The following is a 16356-nucleotide window of genomic DNA, read 5'->3' on the forward strand; positions in this document are numbered from 1 at the left end:
ACCTAGACATCCCCTTCACCAACGGGAGAAATCAGCTGTGCCTGGAGAAAACCTCACACGTATCGAAGCGCAGGAGCGCCGTGCCGTCATCGACACGCAGTCGTACGCGATCTCACTCGACCTGACCAAGGGTGCGGAGGTGTTCGGCTCGCGCAGCGTGGTCCGCTTCACCGCGACGCCAGGGGCGTCGACGTTCATAGACCTCATCGCACGCGAGGTGCGCGAGATCACCCTCAACGGCGAGCAGGTCGACCCGAGTGCCGCCTTCGGCGACTCGCGCATCGCCCTCGAGGACCTGCAGGCCGAGAACGTGCTCATCGTCGACGCCGACTGCCTCTACACCAACACCGGCGAGGGCCTGCACCGATTCGTCGACCCCGTCGACGGCGAGGTCTACCTGTATTCGCAGTTCGAGGTGCCCGATTCCCGCCGCGTGTTCGCGGTGTTCGAGCAGCCCGATCTCAAGGCGACGTTCCAGTTCACCGTCACCGCGCCCTCGGCGTGGAAGGTCGTCTCGAACTCCCCCACGCCCGAGCCGATCGTGCACGACTCGTCGTCGGGCTCCGAGGGCGTGGCCACCTGGGGCTTCGCGCCCACACCGCGGATCTCCTCGTACATCACCGCACTCGTCGCAGGTCCGTACGAGGCCACCTTCTCCGAGCTCACCAGCGCGTCGGGCAAGGTCGTCCCCCTCGGCGTCTACGGTCGCAAGAGCCTGTGGCAGCACCTCGACGCCGACTACATCTTCGACAAGACCCGACAGGGCTTCGAGTACTTCGAGGCGAAGTTCGGCGTGCCGTACCCGTTCGAGAAGTACGACCAGCTGTTCGTGCCCGAGTTCAACGCGGGCGCCATGGAGAACGCAGGAGCGGTGACCTTCACCGAGACGTACGTGTTCCGCAGCAAGGTGACCGACGCCGTCAAGGAGCGCCGGGTCGTCACGATCCTGCACGAGCTCGCGCACATGTGGTTCGGCGACCTCGTCACCATGAAGTGGTGGAACGACCTGTGGCTGAACGAGTCGTTCGCGGAGTGGGCATCCACCATCGCCACAGCTGAGGCGACCGAGTGGAAGGCCGCCTGGACGACCTTCAACGCAATGGAGAAGACCTGGGCCTACCGCCAGGACCAGCTGCCCTCGACGCACCCGATCGTCGCCGAGATCAACGACCTCGAAGACGTCATGGTCAACTTCGACGGCATCACATACGCCAAGGGCGGGTCTGTGCTCAAGCAGCTGACCGCCTGGGTCGGCATCGACGCCTTCTTCGCCGGCGTCGGCCAGTACTTCCAGAAGCACGCCTGGGGCAACACCGAGCTGAGCGACCTGCTCACCGAGCTCGAGGCGACCAGCGGGCGCGACCTCACCACCTGGGCGAAGAAGTGGCTCGAAACCGCCGGGGTGAACACGCTCGCCCCGGTCATCGTCGACGATGCAGCCGGCGTCATCACCCGCTTCGCGGTCACCCAGACGGCTCCGGCCGATTACCCGACCATCCGTCCGCATCGGCTCGGCATCGGCTTCTACAACCTCGCCGATTCGAGCGCCGGGCGTTCCGAGCTCGTGCGCACGCACTACGTCGAGGTCGATGTCGACGGCGACCGCACCGAGATCCCGGAGCTGCAGGGTCTCGAGCGTCCCGACATGGTGCTGCTCAACGACAACGACCTCGCCTACGCGAAGATCCGCCTCGACGAGCGCTCTCTCGCCACGGCCATCGAGCACCTGTCCGACATCTCCGACCCGCTCGCGCGGTCGCTCGTGTGGGGCGCGGCGTGGGACCAGACCCGGGATGCCGAGACCGCCGCATCCGACTACATCGACCTCGTGCTCGGCAACATCGGCCAAGAGACCGAGTCGACCACGGTGCGCACGACGCTCGCGCAGCTGCAGCTCGCGGCGAACATCTACGTCGCACCCGAGACCCGCGCTGCCGCGCGCGAGAAGATCGCCGACGGCCTGTGGGCCCTCGCTCACCAGGCCGAGCCGGGAAGCGACAGCCAGCTGCAGCTGGTGACCGCGTTCGCCAACTCGATCGCCACGCCCGAGCAGGCGGGCATCGTCGGCCGGCTGCGCGCGGGCGAGGAGACGCTGCCCGGACTCGAGATCGACGCCGACCTGTCGTGGCTGCTCCTCGCCGGTCTCGCCGCTGCGGGTGCGACCGACGCCGCCGCCATCGACGCCGCGCTCGCCGCCGACAACACGTCCAAGGGTGCGGAGTTCGCCGCTCAGGCGCGCGCCGCGCTCCCGACAGCGGAAGCCAAGCAGGCCGCCTGGTCGTCGCTGATCGACAACAGCGACCTGCCGAACACGATCGTGCGCTCGGCCGCCCTCGGCTTCGTGCACCCGTCCGGTGTCGACGTGCTCGGGGCGTTCATCCCGAAGTACTTCGAGATGCTGCTGCCGATCTGGGAGGAGCGCACCTACCAGATCGCGGATTACCTGGTCGTCGGGCTCTACCCGCGCTCGCTCGCGAGCGTCGAGCTGCGCGATGCGACGCGCACCTGGCTCGCCGAGAACCAGGACGCCGCTCCTGCGCTGCGCCGGCTGGTGCACGAGAACCTCGCCGACGTGGAACGGGCTCTCGCGGCGCAGTCCCGCGACGCGGAGGACTGACAGTCACGGCCCACTCGTTTCCCGGCGCGGATCGGGACGCGACGCCTTGAGCCGGAGGGCCTCAGCGCACGCAGAATGCGCTGAGGCCTGATCGGTAAAATCGAGGTGATGGACATCCGCTTCGCCGCCGAGACGCCCGCCCCCGATCCCGCCGATCCGGGGTGGTGGAGCGGCATGCTCGACATCCTGGTGACGATCGGCGGCCGGGCGCTCGCTGTCGTCATCATCATCGCGAGCTGCGTGCTGATCGGGTTCATCCTGCGCCTGGTCATCCGCCGCGTCGTGCAGCGCATCGTGAACAGCGCGAAGTCGAAGGCGCGCGTCGACGACACCCAGGCCCTCGAGCGATCACCGCTCGCCGACATGCGCCTCGTCCAGCGCACCCGCACGCTCGGCTCGATCCTGCAGAACATCGTCAACGTGATGCTCGTGGTGATCGCGCTGGTCCTCATCGTGAACGCCGTCCTCCCCAGCCTGCTCGGCTCGCTGACCCTGCTCACCGCCGCGGTCGGCGCCGGGCTCGGCTTCGGTGCGCAGAACATCGTGAAGGACGTGCTGAACGGCATCTTCCTCGTGGCCGAGGATCAGATCGGGATCGGCGACGTGGTCGATCTCGGCCTGGCATCCGGTGTCGTCGAGTACGTCAGCGTGCGCATCACGCAGGTGCGCGATGTGAACGGCACGCTCTGGTACGTGCGCAACGGCGAGGTCACCCGCATCGGGAACATGTCGCAGGGCTGGGCGCGCGCCATCGTCGACCTCGGGGTCGCGCCGGATGCCGATCTCGAACTCGTCGAGAAGTCGATGATGGAGACCGCGCAGACCCTGGCGAAGGACCCGAAGTGGCGCACGCGGATCATCGCGAAGCCCGAGATCTGGGGGCTGGAGAGCATCGACGGCGACGCGCTCGTGGTGCGGGTGGTCATGAAGACGCGTGCCAACGCGATGGACGACGTCTCGCAGGAGCTGCGTCGCCGGCTGCGCGCCGCGCTGGCCGAGAAGGAGATCGACGTGCCGCGCCTTGCCGCAGTGACGCTGACCGGCCTGGAGGGCGCGCGGCGGGTGCGCGGCGCCAACCCGCCCGTCACCAAGCCGAACCCGGTGACGGGCGTGCCGCGCATCGTCGATCGCGGCATCTGGCGACGCAAGAAGACGACCGATGAGGAAGGCGGCACACAGTGACGTTCTACGACGAGGTCGGCGGACAGCCCACCTTCGAGCGCCTGGTGGCGGTGTTCTATCGCGAGGTCGCGCTCGACCCGGTGCTCAAGCCGATGTACCCCGAAGAGGATCTGGGACCCGCCGCCGAGCGTCTCACGTGGTTCCTCGCCCAGTACTGGGGCGGACCGAGCACGTACGGCGAGCAGCGCGGTCACCCGAGACTGCGGATGCGGCACGTGCCCTTCCACATCGACCCCGACGCGCGCGACCGCTGGCTGCGTCACATGCGCACCGCGCTCGACGAGGTGCAGCTCTCGCCCCTGCACGAGGCGACCCTGTGGGACTACCTCGAACGCGCCGCATATGCCATGGTGAACACATTCGAGCCCTCGGGCATCGGCGCCGGCCCCCAGGGGCGCCCGACGCTCGAGCACCGCGCAGCCCCGGAGTCGACGGAGACCACATGACAGCCCTGCCCCGCACGCCCGCGACCGATGTCCTCGTGATCGGCTGGGGGCTGGCGGGGCTGGTGGCCGCCGCTGAAGCGCTCGCCGCCGGTCGGCGGGTCACGATCATCGACCAGGAGCCCCGGCAGAACCTCGGCGGGCAGGCGTGGTGGTCGTTCGGCGGGCTGTTCCTCGTCGACTCCCCCGAGCAGCGCAGGATGGGCATCCGCGACTCGCTCGAGCTCGCTCGGCAGGACTGGTTCGGCGGTGCCGGTTTCGACCGACCGGAGGACTCCTGGCCGAAGCGGTGGGCTGAGGAGTATCTGCAGTTCGCCGCGGGTGAGAAGAGGGTGTGGCTGCGTGAACGCGGTGTCGGCTTCTTCCCCGTCGTCGGCTGGGCGGAGCGCGGCGGCGCGGGCGCGATCGGACCGGGCAACTCCGTGCCCCGCTTCCATATCACCTGGGGCACGGGACCTGGCATCCTGACGCCCTTCGTCGCCGCCGTCGAGCAGGCCGAGGCCGACGGCCGCGCCGTCATCCTCTCGCGCCACCGCGTCGCGAACCTCGTCGTCGAGTCCGGTGCCGTCGTCGGAGCTCGTGGCACTGTCCTCGCTGACACGCTCGCGCCCCGTGGCGTGCCGACGTCGCGCGAGTCGGTGGCCGACTTCGAGATCAGAGCGGATGCCGTGATCGTCGCCTCCGGCGGCATCGGCGGCGACCACGAGCTCGTCCGCGCCTTCTGGCCGGAGCGCCTGGGCACGGCACCCGAGCACATGCTGACGGGAGTTCCGGCGTACGTCGACGGCTCCATGCACGCGGTGGCCCGCGCGGCGGGAGCCGATCTGATCAACACCGACCGCATGTGGCACTACGTGGAGGGCATCGAGAACTGGGACCCGGTGTGGCCGGGGCACGGCATCCGGATCCTGCCCGGGCCCTCGTCGCTGTGGCTGGATGCCACCGGCACTCGCCTGCCCGTGCCGCTGTATCCGGGTTTCGACACGCTGGGCACGCTGGCGCATCTGCGCGGCACCGGACACGACCACTCCTGGTTCGTGACGACGCTGAAGATCGTCGAGAAGGAGTTCGCCCTATCTGGCAGCGAGCAGAACCCCGACCTGACGGGGCGCGACGTGGGACTGCTGCTGCGATCGCGCCTCGCGAAGGGGCCGACCGGGCCGGTGCGCGCGTTCCTGGACGAGGGCGCGGACTTCGTCGTGGAGGACGACCTGGAATCGCTGCTCGCCGGCATGCGCTCCATGCCCGGCGGCGACGTCCTGGACACGGACCGAGTCCGCGAGGAGGTGGTGGCGCGTGACCGCGAGATCGACAACGAGTTCACGAAGGATGCGCAGATCGCGATGCTGCGCTCGATGCGCAACTATCGAGGCGACCGACTGATCCGCACCGCAGCACCGCACCGTCTGCAGGATCCGGCTGCCGGTCCTCTGGTCGCCGTCAAGCTGCACGTCCTCACGCGCAAGTCGCTCGGCGGCATCCACACCGACCTGAACGGCCGCGCACTCGACGTCGCGGGCAACGCGATCCCCGGACTCTTCGCGGCTGGCGAGGCGAGCGGCTTCGGCGGCGGCGGGATGCACGGCTATCGTGCGCTGGAGGGCACCTTCCTCGGCGGATGCCTGTTCTCCGGCCGTCAGGCGGGGCAGGCGGCGGCCCGCTGACCGGATCCCCTGTCCTGCTACTGCGCCCCTGAGCCTGCCGATGGGCCCGTCCCCCGCACCGCAGTGAGTCCGGTCACGGCGGGTCCTCGGCTGAGCACGTGCCCGCGGGCGAAGGCGAGCCGTGTCCAGCGCCCCGAACGGGTCACCCGCACATCCTCGGCGCCGCTGATGAATCCGAAGGCGTGCGCGGCGAACGCCATGCCGCGCGGCAGACCGGACAGGGCGTCGTCCGGCTCACCCCAGATGCGTGCGCGCAGCGCACGCACGGCCTCCTCCCCCGAGCCCGGTGCGGTGCCGTGCGCGACCGCCGAGATGCCCCACTGCGCGCGCTCCGCGACGGTCTGCGCGGTGAGATCGCCCACGTGCATCCATTCCCCGCGCGGGGGCGCGACACCGGCCCACGCCGGTGCGCGTCCGGTGTCGGGAAGGGTGAGCTCGTGAGGGTTCTCGCCTTCGGCGAGCTCGTCGACGACGATGTCGCAGCGCAGCTCGCGGTCGGCGCGCACGATGCGCATCGCGAGCACCGTGGGCGTCTGATCGAACAGGCTCTGCGGCGCGAGCGCCGCGGAGGTGAGGGCGAGCACGCCGTCGGCCGCCTGCAGTCGCACCCCGTCGGCGCCGGCCTGCGCGGCACGTCCGGCGAAGGTCAGCACGTCGCGTGCGGTCTGGGCGTCGGCGAGCACGAGCGGTCGGGTCACTCCTCTACGTTAGCCCGACGACCCCGGGCCGAGCGCGACCGGTCGGTCGACCTAGACTGGTCGGATGACCGCTGAGCACGATGCCCGCCGATCCGTCGACGCCCTTCTCGACGTCCTGGATCTGGCGGAGTCGGAGGCGAGGACCACCGAGGACATCTTCACCGGTCGCTCGCACTTCATGCCCACCGGCCGGGTGTACGGCGGGCAGGTGCTGGCGCAGTCGCTGGTGGCCGCCGAGCGGACGCTGCCCGAAGACCGGGTGGTGCACTCGATGCACGGCTACTTCCTACGCCCGGGAGACACCACGAGCAGGATCACCTTCTCGGTCGACCGCATCCACGACGGCCGCTCGTTCTCGACGCGCCGCTGCCAGGCCTTCCAGGGCGGTGTGCCGATCTTCTCGATGATCGCGTCGTTCCAGGACGAGGATCCGGGCGCCGATCACGCACAGCCGATGCCCGACGGCATCCCCGACCCCGAGCGGCTGCGCCCCGACGAGGAGCTCGTGGGCGACGTGCATCCGCTGACGAGGAAGATGCTCGCCGAGCGTCCCGCCGACGTGCGTCACGTCGAGGGCCCGCTGTTCGTCGACGTCGCGGGTGAGCAGGTCGCCCACCAGGCGGTGTGGATGCGGATGCGCGCGGCGCTGCCCGACGATCCGCGCCTGCACCGGGCGGCCCTCGCGTACCTCAGCGACATGACCATCCAGGAGCCGATTCTGCGCCGTCACGGCGTGACGTGGAGCACGCCGGGGCTCAAGGTCGCCAGCCTCGATCACGCCATGTGGTGGCACCGCTTCGGCCGCGCGGACGAGTGGGTGGTGTACGTGCAGGAGTCGCCCAATGCGCGCGGCGGCCGCGGACTCTCGACGGGCCGCATCTACGATCGTGCGGGCACGCTGCTCGCCAGCGTGGCGCAGGAGGTCATGGTGCGGGTGCCGCAGCCCGAAGCCTGATCGTCAGCGGCGCGCGTAGCTGATCGGCTCGCCCACGTACGGCTCCCACGCCTCGCGCATCTCGGGACTGATCCGCACGGGCCGACCGGTGGCCGCATCGACGAGAACAATCACGGCGGTCGAGCGCGCGTACAGGATGCGGTCGGTGCTCGCCGGGTCGTTGTGCACCTCGTAGCAGACCTCGAGGCTCGACCCGCCGAGCTTGCCGAACCACATCTGCACCTCGAGGGGACGACGCTGGTACGGCACCGGCGCCAGGTACTCGATCTCCTGCCGGGCGATCAGGGTGAGTACTCCCTGATCGATGCCCGACTCGAGGATCGCCGTGTCGGGCGCCTGCTCCCCCGCCTCGGGCTTCCAGAAGGCGCGCACGCGGGCCTCCTCGAGCAGTTTGAGCATCGAGGTGTTGTTGACGTGGTTGAACGCGTCGAGGTCGCCCCACCGCAGGTGGATGGGGATGTGCAGGCGGGGAGTGTTGCTGGTCATGACTTCCGTCAGGTTCCTATCGACATGCGGCCCCGCCCCGGAGGCGCCGGACAGCGCGAAGCGATGTTCGGAGTGGGGCGTGGGGATCAGTCGCGGGTGAGCTTGCGGTGCGTGGTGCGGTGCGGACGCGCCGCCTCCGGCCCCATGCGCTCGATCTTGTTCTTCTCGTACGCCTCGAAGTTGCCCTCGAACCAGTGCCACTGCGCCGGATTCTCGTCTGTGCCCTCGTAGGCGAGGATGTGGGTCGCGATGCGGTCGAGGAACCAACGGTCGTGCGTGATGACCACCGCGCAGCCGGGGAACTCGAGCAGCGCGTTCTCGAGCGAGCTCAGCGTCTCGACGTCGAGGTCGTTCGTCGGCTCGTCGAGGAGCAGCAGGTTGCCGCCCTCCTTGAGCGTCAGCGCGAGGTTGAGACGGTTGCGCTCACCACCGGAGAGCACGCCGGCCTTCTTCTGCTGGTCGGGTCCCTTGAACCCGAACTTGGAGACGTATGCGCGTGAGGGGATCTCGGTCTTGCCGACCGTGATGAAGTCGAGTCCGTCCGAGACGACCTCCCACAGCGTCTTGTTCGGGTCGATGTTCGCGCGGGACTGGTCGACGTAGCTGATCTTGACGGTCTCGCCGATCTTCAGCTCGCCGCCGTCGAGCGGTTCGAGGCCGACGATGGTCTTGAACAGGGTGGTCTTGCCCACGCCGTTCGGGCCGATGACGCCGACGATGCCGTTCGGGGGCAGGCTGAAGCTCAGGCCGTCGATCAGCACCCGGTCGCCGAACGCCTTGTGCAGCTTCTTCGCCTCGATGACGACATTGCCCAGGCGCGGACCGGCGGGGATCTGGATCTCCTCGAAGTCGAGCTTGCGGGTGCGCTCGGCCTCGGCAGCCATCTCCTCGTAGCGCGCCAGACGCGCCTTGGACTTCGTCTGGCGGCCCTTGGCGCTGGATCGCACCCAGTCGAGCTCATCCTTCAGTCGCTTGGCGAGCTTGGCATCCTTCTTGCCCTGGATGTCGAGTCGCTCGGCCTTCTTCTCGAGATAGGTCGAGTAGTTGCCCTCGTAGCCGATCAGGCGACCGCGGTCGACCTCGGCGATCCATTCCGCGACGTTGTCGAGGAAGTACCGGTCGTGCGTGATCGCGATGACGGCGCCCTTGTAGTCCTTGAGGTGCTGCTCGAGCCAGAGCACGCTCTCGGCGTCGAGGTGGTTGGTGGGCTCGTCGAGCAGCAGCAGGTCGGGCTTCTGCAGCAGCAGCTTGGCGAGAGCGACGCGGCGCTTCTCACCGCCCGAGAGAGGGCCGATCTCGGCATCGGCCGGCGGCGTGCGAAGGGCATCCATCGCCTGCTCCAGCTGCGAGTCGAGATCCCAGCCGTCGGCCGCGTCGATCTCCTCCTGCAGCACGCCCATCTCGGCGAGCAGCGAGTCGAAGTCGGCGTCGGGATCGGCCATCAGCGCCGAGATCTCGTTGAACCGGTCCAGCTTCGGCTTGATGGCCACACCGTCCTGGATGTTCTCGAGAACGGTCTTGGTCTCGTCGAGCTCGGGCTCCTGCATCAGGATGCCGACGCTGAAACCCGGGGTGAGCTTCGCCTCGCCGTTCGACGGGGTGTCCAGACCCGCCATGATCTTCAGGATCGTCGACTTTCCGGCGCCGTTCGGGCCGACCATGCCGATCTTGGCGCCCGGCAGGAACGCCATCGTCACGTCGTCGAGGATGAGCTTGTCGCCGACCGCCTTGCGGGCTCGCACCATGGAATAGATGTACTCAGCCATACCTTCACCGCTCCTCTGGAAGACCTGTCTCAGCGCCCGTGATCCGGCGCAGCGCATGCCGGGGACCGGATGCGCGAAGTGTGTGCGGCCGATCGCGGGGTGCTGCCCCCTTCTGTCGGCCCGGCTCCCTAGCCTACCGGTCGGCGCGTGCAACAGCGCTCAGGCGCCGTGGAGGCCGTTGCGACGCCGGCTCACCAGTCGATGGGCCGGGTGCCGCCCACGAGGCACGCCCCGTCCGCGAGTCGCGGAAGCCGCGCGGTGACCGGCTCGCCGGTCGACGGACCGACCTGACCCACCAGGCACTGCGTGTCGTTCACGGCGACCGAGAACTGCAGGCTCTCCGCGGCGTTGCCGACCGTGCTCCGGTCGGCCGTGACCTGCATCGCGTCCTTCTGGAACCCGGCCTCGACGAGCGCGTCGACGTAGGCGCGACCCTGCCCGCGCGAGTCGGACGCCCACACGCGAGCGGTGATCTCGGTGAACGACGCGAGCGCGGCGTCCGACTCGTCCGCTGCGTCAGAGGCCTCGGGCGCCGCGGGCCCCGGTGATGGCGTGGCGGACGGCGCGTCAGGAGTCGCCGCCGGGCTGCAGGCCGTCAGCGCGAGCATGATCGCGCCCGCTCCCACCAGCAGCCGAGAGCAGCGCGCGCGCCGCCTGACGGAGACGGGGAACCTGTGGCGCACGCCTCGAGTCTAGGCGCTCGGATACCCGTCCCCGACGCGCCGGCTCTCACACGACGGTCAGAGCGTCATCCCGAGGTTCGCCCGACACGTCACCGCCGTCCGCCTCCCCCGTCAGGTGCAGACCTGCACCGCTCCACGCATCCTGATCGGCGGCACTGGGCCGGTCGAAGACCGGTGCGGCGTCTTCTGCGGGCGCGGCGCCGGACTGCTCGGTGCGCGGCCGACGCGCGAACGCGCTCGTGCCCCGACGCAGGTCGTGGCCGATCGAGTCGGCGGTGAGCTCGACATCGATGCCCTTCTTGCCGTTCGCCTCCCATTCCTTCTGACGGAGGCGCCCGACGACGATGACGGGGTCGCCGCGATGAAGCGATGCCCTGGCGTGCTCGGCGAGCCTGCCGAACGCCGACACCGCGTACCAGTTCGTCACTCCGTCGACCCACGCACCCGTGCGCTGGTCGAAGTAGCCCGACGACGTGGCCACGCGGAAGTTGATCACCGCCTTGCCGCTGCGGGTCTCGTTGGAGATGGGGTCGTTGCCGATGTTCCCGGCGATGGTCAGGACGTCGTTGGTGATGCTCATAGCGTGCTCCTTCGTTGCCGGGACCAGCCCGGGTCCGACCAGAGTGCACGCCGGCGTCGGACGTGCGGAGCCGATTTCCCGACGACGGTGGACAAGTCGACGGCGCCGCGATCAGTGCAGGAACACCGGTTGTCCGGAGCGGTCGTCAGTGCAGGAACAGCAGAAGAGCGGCCACGGCGATGAACAGCGCGCCGAACACGGCGTTCAGGACGCGCTGACCCCGAGCATTCCTGGTGAAGCGCCGGAACGACTTCGCCGCCGCGGCGAAGAAGAACCACATCACCAGGATGTCGACGACGATCACGGTCCCGACCAGCACGAGGTACTGGGGCAGCGGATCGCGGTCCAGCCGGACGAACTGCGGCACGAAGGCCAGGAAGAACACGATCGCCTTGGGGTTGAGGAGGTTTACCCAGAATCCGCGTCGGAAGATCGACCAAGCGCCCTCGCGCACGCGAGCGGACTGATCGAGGCTCTGCACCTCGGGGGCGGCGAGGATCAGCCGGACCCCGAGGTACACCAGGTACGCGGCGCCCGCGTAGCGGATGATCTCGAACAGCACCGGCGAACGGGAGACGATCAGACCGACGCCGGCGGCGACGATGACCACGTGCACGATGAGCGCGGCCTGCTGTCCGAGCACTCCCCACAGTGAGCGACGCCAGCCCTGCACGAGCGCGTTGCTCATGGTGTTGATCGCGCCGGCACCGGGCGTGAAGCTGATCACCACGCACGCCGCGAGAAGCGAGAGCCACACGGTCCAGGTCACCAGCACAGCGTAGTGATCGGGCGCGTGCGGCACCCAATCGCGCGATGTCGGCACCCGCACCTACGGTGTGGCCATGACCTTCCCGCCTGATGCCCCGGCCTGGCTCACCCGTGTGGGCGTGTTCGACCTCGAGACGACCGGCGTCGATGTGGCGCAGGATCGCATCGTCACCGCGCACGTCGGCGTGCTCGATCGGCACGGCAGAGAGCTCGCCGCGCGCGACTGGCTGGCCGACCCCGGAGTGCCCATCCCCGACGGCGCGGCGGCCGTGCACGGGATCAGCACCGAGCACGCCAGGGCGCACGGTCGACCCGCGTGCGAGGTGGTCGCCGAGATCGTGCACGCACTCCGCGTGCTCTTCGCCCAGGGGCTGCCGATCGTCGCGTACAACGCCTCGTACGACTTCTCGCTCCTCGCGCACGAGGCGCGCCGGCACGGGATTGCCGAGCTGGCCACCCCGTCGCCCGTGATCGACCCGCTCGTGATCGACAAGGCGGTCGACAGGTACCGCCCCGGCAAGCGCACGCTGACCGTCGTCGCCGACCACTACGCGGTTCCGCTGGACGACGCGCACCAGGCGTCGGCGGATGCCGTGGCCGCAGGTCGAGTGGCGCTCGCGCTCGCCCGCGAGTTCGCACTGCCACGCTCGGCGGCGGAGCTGCACACGAGACAGATCGGCTGGGCGCGGGATCAGGCCGCGAGCCTGACCGAGTACTTCATCGGAATCGGCCGGATCACGCCGGAGCAGCCTCTAGACGGGACATGGCCCGTCCGCGGGTGACGCCGGCCGCGGACGAGTCGTCCGCGGCTGACGGCGTTCCCGGTGAGATCGGGCGCTCGGCGAACGTCTTCCGGATATGACGAAGGCCCCGCCGGAGCGGGGCCTTCGCTGGGGCTGCTTACTTGGAGCCGCCGAAGTTCTTGAAGCGCTGGTTGAACTTCTCGACGCGACCGGCCGAGTCCATGATGCGCTGCTTGCCCGTGTAGAACGGGTGCGAGGCCGACGAGATCTCGACGTCGATGACGGGGTACTCCACACCGTCCAGCTCGATCGTCTTGTCGCTCGTGACGGTGGAGCGGGTGAGGAAGGTCTCGCCCGAGCCGAGGTCGCGGAACACGACGGCCTGGTACTCGGGGTGGATGTCAGTCTTCATGGGATTCCTTACGTGGTGCCCTGGATTCTGCCAGAGACGAGGGAAGTCTGCGGTGCGATCGCACCGAGGGTCTACTTTACACCACTCAGGCGGCGCGTGCCGCGTACCGACCGGCATCCTGCGTGAGGGTGATCGGCATGCCGAACGCTTCGGTGAGAGTCTGCGCGGTCAGTGTCTCGGCGATGGGACCCGCCGCCACGACACCGCCGTCGCGCAGCAGCAGCACGTGGGTGAAGCCGAGCGGGATCTCCTCGACGTGATGCGTGACCATGACCATCGCCGGCGTGGTCGGCGACGCGGCGTACCCGCCGAGCAGCTGCAGCAGTTCTTCTCGTGCGCCGAGATCGAGACTCGCGGTCGGCTCGTCGAGCAGCAGCAGCTCGGGGTCGGTCATGACCGCTCGCGCGATTTGCACGCGCTTCTGCTCCCCGTCACTGAGCGTGCCGAACAGGCGTTCGGCGAGGTGCTCCAGGTGCCAGTCGGCGAGCACTCGCCTGGCGCGACGCTCATCGATGGTCTCGTAGTCCTCGCGCCATCGGCCCGTCACCGAGTACGCCGCGGTCATGACCGTGTTCAGCACGGTCTCATCGCGCGGGATGCGGCGAGCCATCGCCGACGAGGCGAAGCCGATCCGCGGGCGCAGCTCGAACACATCCGTGCGCCCCAGGGTCTCGCCGAGCACGCTCACCGTTCCCGACGTCGGGTGCATGAGCGTGTCCGCGAGCTGCAGCAGCGTCGTCTTGCCGGCGCCGTTCGGCCCGAGCACCACCCAGCGCTGATCCTCGGACACCGACCAGGTCACCCGATCGACGATGTTGCGGCCTTCGCGACGCACGACGACATCGGTGAGATCCAGAGCGCTCGACATGACGCCAGCCTATCGGCTCAGGCGGTCAGCTCCTCGTAGAGCGCGCGCGTGGTGTCGGCGATCGCACCCCAGCTGAACTGACTGCGCGCGCGCTCCCGTCCCGCTTCGCCGTACTGCCGTGAAAGCGCCGGATCGCCGGTGACCTCGGTGAGCACGGCCGCGAGGTCTGACACGTATCGGTCGGGATCGACAGGCGTGCCAGTACCGTCCTGCAGCTGCTCGATCGGCACCAGCCGGCCGGTCACGCCGTCGTCGACGACCTCGGGGATGCCGCCGGTGGCGGTGCCGACGACCGCCGCGCCGCACGCCATGGCCTCGAGGTTCACGATGCCGAGAGGCTCGTACACCGAGGGGCATACGAACGTCGTCGCGGCGGCGAGAATCGCCGAGAGCTCGTCACGAGGCAGCATCCGCTCGATCCAGATCACCCCGTCCCGCGTCTGCTGCAGCAGACGGACGCCCTCCTGCACCTCCGCCATGATCTCCGGCGTATCGGGGGCACCGGCGCAGAGCACGAGCTGCACGTCCTTCGGCAGCCGCTGCGCGGCCCTCAGCAGGTACGGCAGGCCCTTCTGCCGGGTGATGCGTCCGACGAAGACCACCGACGGACGCGAGGGGTCCATGCCGATGCTCGCCAGCAGAGCGGGGTTCTCGACCGGGCGCCAGCGCTCGACGTCGATGCCGTTGTGGATGACCCGCACGCGCTGCGGGTCGACCTGGGGGTAGCTGCGCAGGATGTCCTGGCGCATCCCGTCGCTGACGGCGACGATGGCGGCCGCGTTCTCGTACGCGAGCCGCTCGATCCCGCTGGAGACGGCGTAGCCGCCGCCGAGCTGCTCGGCCTTCCACGGCCGCAGCGGCTCGAGGCTGTGGGCGGTGAGGACGTGCGGGATGCCGTGCAGCTGGGATGCCAGATGCCCGGCGAAGTTCGCGTACCAGGTGTGGCTGTGCACGAGGTCGGCACCGGCGACGTCGCCCACCATGACCAGATCGGTGCCGAGGGTCTGCAGGGCCGGGTTCGCTCCCGCCAGCTCGGAGGGTGTGCGGTATGCCGTGGTTCCCGGTTCGGCGCGCTCGGCGCCGAAGGCGCGCACCTGCACATCGATGCTGCCGCGCAGCGCCGCCACGAGCTCTGCGACATGCACGCCGGCACCGCCGTAGATCTCCGGCGGATATTCCTTCGTGATGATGTCGACTCGCATGTCTGCACGGTAGTACATCGGTCGCCGGGCGCTCTATGGTGGACGCATGTCGGCTCCAAAGAAGGTTTTCGGGATCATCCTCGCCGGCGGTGAGGGCAAGCGCCTCATGCCCCTCACCGCAGACAGAGCCAAACCGGCGGTGCCCTTCGGCGGCCAGTACCGGCTGATCGACTTCGCGATATCGAACCTGATCAACTCAGGGCTCAGACAGGTCGTCGTGCTTACCCAGTACAAGTCGCACAGCCTCGACCGGCACGTCTCGCAGAACTGGCGTATGTCGGCGCTGCTCGACTCCTACGTCACCTCGGTCCCGGCCCAGCAGCGGCTCGGTAAGCGCTGGTTCTCGGGGTCGGCCGACGCCATCCTGCAGAGCCTCAACCTCATCAACGACGAGAAGCCCGACATCGTCGTCGTGATCGGAGCCGATCACGTCTACCGGATGGACTTCCAGCAGATGATCGACGCGCACATCGCCTCCGGCGCACCGGCGACGGTCGCCGGCATCCGTCAGCCGATCGCTCTGGCCTCTCAGTTCGGGGTGATCGACGCCGATCCCGACACGGGACGCATCCGGGACTTCCTCGAGAAGCCCGCCGACCCGGTGGGCCTTGCCGACTCCCCCGACGAGGTGCTCGTCTCGATGGGCAACTACGTCTTCGACGCCGATGCTCTCGTCGCCGCGGTCGAGGCGGACGGCGAATCCGCCTCATCCGGACACGACATGGGCGGCGACATCATCCCCTACTTCGTCCAGCGCGGCGAGGCGGGGTATTACGACATGAAGCAGAACGACGTTCCGGGGTCGTCGCCGCGCGACCGGTCGTACTGGCGGGACGTCGGCACCATCGACTCGTATTTCGACGCGCACATGGATCTGATCTCGACGCTGCCGATCTTCAACCTGTACAACACCGACTGGCCGATCCGCACGCAGAACGTCAATATGCCGCCGGCGAAGTTCGTCCGCGATGCGGTGGGCCGGATCGGCAACGCGATCGATTCGGTCGTCGCGGCCGGGTCGGTGCTGTCGGGCACGCACATCGAGCGCAGCGTCATCGGGCTCGGCGGTGTGGCGCTGGGCGGATCCACGATCACCGACTCGGTGCTGCTCGACAACGTGCAGATGGGTCTCGGATCTCGGGTGCGCCGCGCGGTGCTCGACAAGAACGTCGTCCTCGAGGACGGCGCGACGGTCGGGGTGGATCGCGAGCGCGACCTGGAGCGTGGCTTCACCGTGACCGACTCGGGCATCACCGTCGTGGGCAAGGGCGTTCGGATCACGCGCTGAC

At 69.0% G+C, this 16356-nt stretch carries 16 protein-coding genes; 7 read left to right on the forward strand and 9 right to left on the reverse strand.

Annotated elements, in window-relative coordinates; genetic code table 11:
* Positions 1–37 precede the first annotated feature (37 nt).
* The 4 genes from pepN (at position 38) to V2S05_RS04305 (ending at position 5906) form a co-directional block, all read left to right on the forward strand.
* Entirely contained in the window at positions 38–2617 is a 2580-nt protein-coding gene (pepN, locus tag V2S05_RS04290; RefSeq protein WP_413634062.1) for an aminopeptidase N, read from the forward strand.
* Between the two features lie 108 nt (positions 2618–2725).
* Positions 2726–3799, forward strand: a complete 1074-nt coding sequence (locus V2S05_RS04295) for a mechanosensitive ion channel family protein (protein ID WP_413634063.1) — start codon at positions 2726–2728, stop codon at positions 3797–3799.
* Complete coding sequence (locus V2S05_RS04300) at positions 3796–4245, forward strand: globin (protein WP_413634065.1); 450 nt, start codon at positions 3796–3798, stop codon at positions 4243–4245. Before V2S05_RS04295 ends, V2S05_RS04300 begins: the two co-directional genes overlap by 4 nt.
* Positions 4242–5906, forward strand: coding sequence for an FAD-binding dehydrogenase (locus tag V2S05_RS04305; protein ID WP_413634066.1), 1665 nt, complete (start codon positions 4242–4244; stop codon positions 5904–5906). Before V2S05_RS04300 ends, V2S05_RS04305 begins: the two co-directional genes overlap by 4 nt.
* 17 nt (positions 5907–5923) lie before the next feature.
* On the opposite strand, the gene V2S05_RS04310 is transcribed toward V2S05_RS04305, so the two are convergent.
* A complete protein-coding gene (locus tag V2S05_RS04310; RefSeq protein WP_413634068.1) occupies positions 5924–6604 on the reverse strand; it encodes a hypothetical protein in 681 nt (226 codons plus the stop codon).
* Positions 6605–6668: 64 nt separating this feature from the next.
* Here V2S05_RS04310 and V2S05_RS04315 point away from each other — a divergent pair, with 64 nt between their 5' ends.
* A complete protein-coding gene (locus V2S05_RS04315) occupies positions 6669–7559 on the forward strand; it encodes an acyl-CoA thioesterase (protein ID WP_413634069.1) in 891 nt (296 codons plus the stop codon).
* 3 nt (positions 7560–7562) lie between these two features.
* On the opposite strand, the gene V2S05_RS04320 is transcribed toward V2S05_RS04315, so the two are convergent.
* The 5 genes from V2S05_RS04320 to V2S05_RS04340 all read right to left on the reverse strand — a co-directional run bounded on the left by V2S05_RS04320 (position 7563) and on the right by V2S05_RS04340 (position 11843).
* Positions 7563–8045 carry an acyl-CoA thioesterase gene (locus tag V2S05_RS04320; RefSeq protein WP_271637492.1) on the reverse strand — a complete coding sequence of 161 codons (483 nt, stop codon included), beginning with the start codon at positions 8043–8045 and terminating at the stop codon, positions 7563–7565.
* Between the two features lie 86 nt (positions 8046–8131).
* Entirely contained in the window at positions 8132–9811 is a 1680-nt protein-coding gene (gene ettA, locus V2S05_RS04325) for an energy-dependent translational throttle protein EttA (protein ID WP_271637491.1), read from the reverse strand.
* A 191-nt stretch (positions 9812–10002) separates the two neighbouring features.
* On the reverse strand, positions 10003–10494 hold the full coding sequence (locus V2S05_RS04330; protein ID WP_413634071.1) for a DUF6993 domain-containing protein: 492 nt from the start codon (positions 10492–10494) through the stop codon (positions 10003–10005).
* A gap of 46 nt (positions 10495–10540) precedes the next feature.
* Positions 10541–11074, reverse strand: coding sequence for a single-stranded DNA-binding protein (locus V2S05_RS04335; RefSeq protein WP_413634072.1), 534 nt, complete (start codon positions 11072–11074; stop codon positions 10541–10543).
* Positions 11075–11219: 145 nt separating this feature from the next.
* Positions 11220–11843: a LysE family translocator gene (locus V2S05_RS04340; protein ID WP_271637488.1), complete on the reverse strand. Its 624-nt coding sequence runs from the start codon at positions 11841–11843 to the stop codon at positions 11220–11222.
* Between the two features lie 73 nt (positions 11844–11916).
* Here V2S05_RS04340 and V2S05_RS04345 point away from each other — a divergent pair, with 73 nt between their 5' ends.
* Positions 11917–12624 (forward strand): 3'-5' exonuclease, encoded by a 708-nt coding sequence (locus tag V2S05_RS04345; protein WP_413634074.1) that lies wholly within the window; start codon positions 11917–11919, stop codon positions 12622–12624.
* Between the two features lie 118 nt (positions 12625–12742).
* On the opposite strand, the gene V2S05_RS04350 is transcribed toward V2S05_RS04345, so the two are convergent.
* From V2S05_RS04350 to glgA, 3 genes are all read right to left on the reverse strand, one after another.
* Complete coding sequence (locus V2S05_RS04350; RefSeq protein ID WP_271637486.1) at positions 12743–12997, reverse strand: type B 50S ribosomal protein L31; 255 nt, start codon at positions 12995–12997, stop codon at positions 12743–12745.
* An 85-nt stretch (positions 12998–13082) separates the two neighbouring features.
* Complete coding sequence (locus V2S05_RS04355; protein ID WP_413634076.1) at positions 13083–13865, reverse strand: ABC transporter ATP-binding protein; 783 nt, start codon at positions 13863–13865, stop codon at positions 13083–13085.
* A gap of 17 nt (positions 13866–13882) precedes the next feature.
* On the reverse strand, positions 13883–15067 hold the full coding sequence (glgA, locus tag V2S05_RS04360; RefSeq protein WP_413634077.1) for a glycogen synthase: 1185 nt from the start codon (positions 15065–15067) through the stop codon (positions 13883–13885).
* Between the two features lie 46 nt (positions 15068–15113).
* Here glgA and glgC point away from each other — a divergent pair, with 46 nt between their 5' ends.
* Entirely contained in the window at positions 15114–16355 is a 1242-nt protein-coding gene (glgC, locus tag V2S05_RS04365; RefSeq protein WP_413634078.1) for a glucose-1-phosphate adenylyltransferase, read from the forward strand.
* The last annotated feature ends 1 nt before the right edge of the window (position 16356 follow it).

Origin of the sequence: Microbacterium sp. OR16, assembly GCF_047306725.1 — a bacterium.
Classification (GTDB): domain Bacteria; phylum Actinomycetota; class Actinomycetes; order Actinomycetales; family Microbacteriaceae; genus Microbacterium.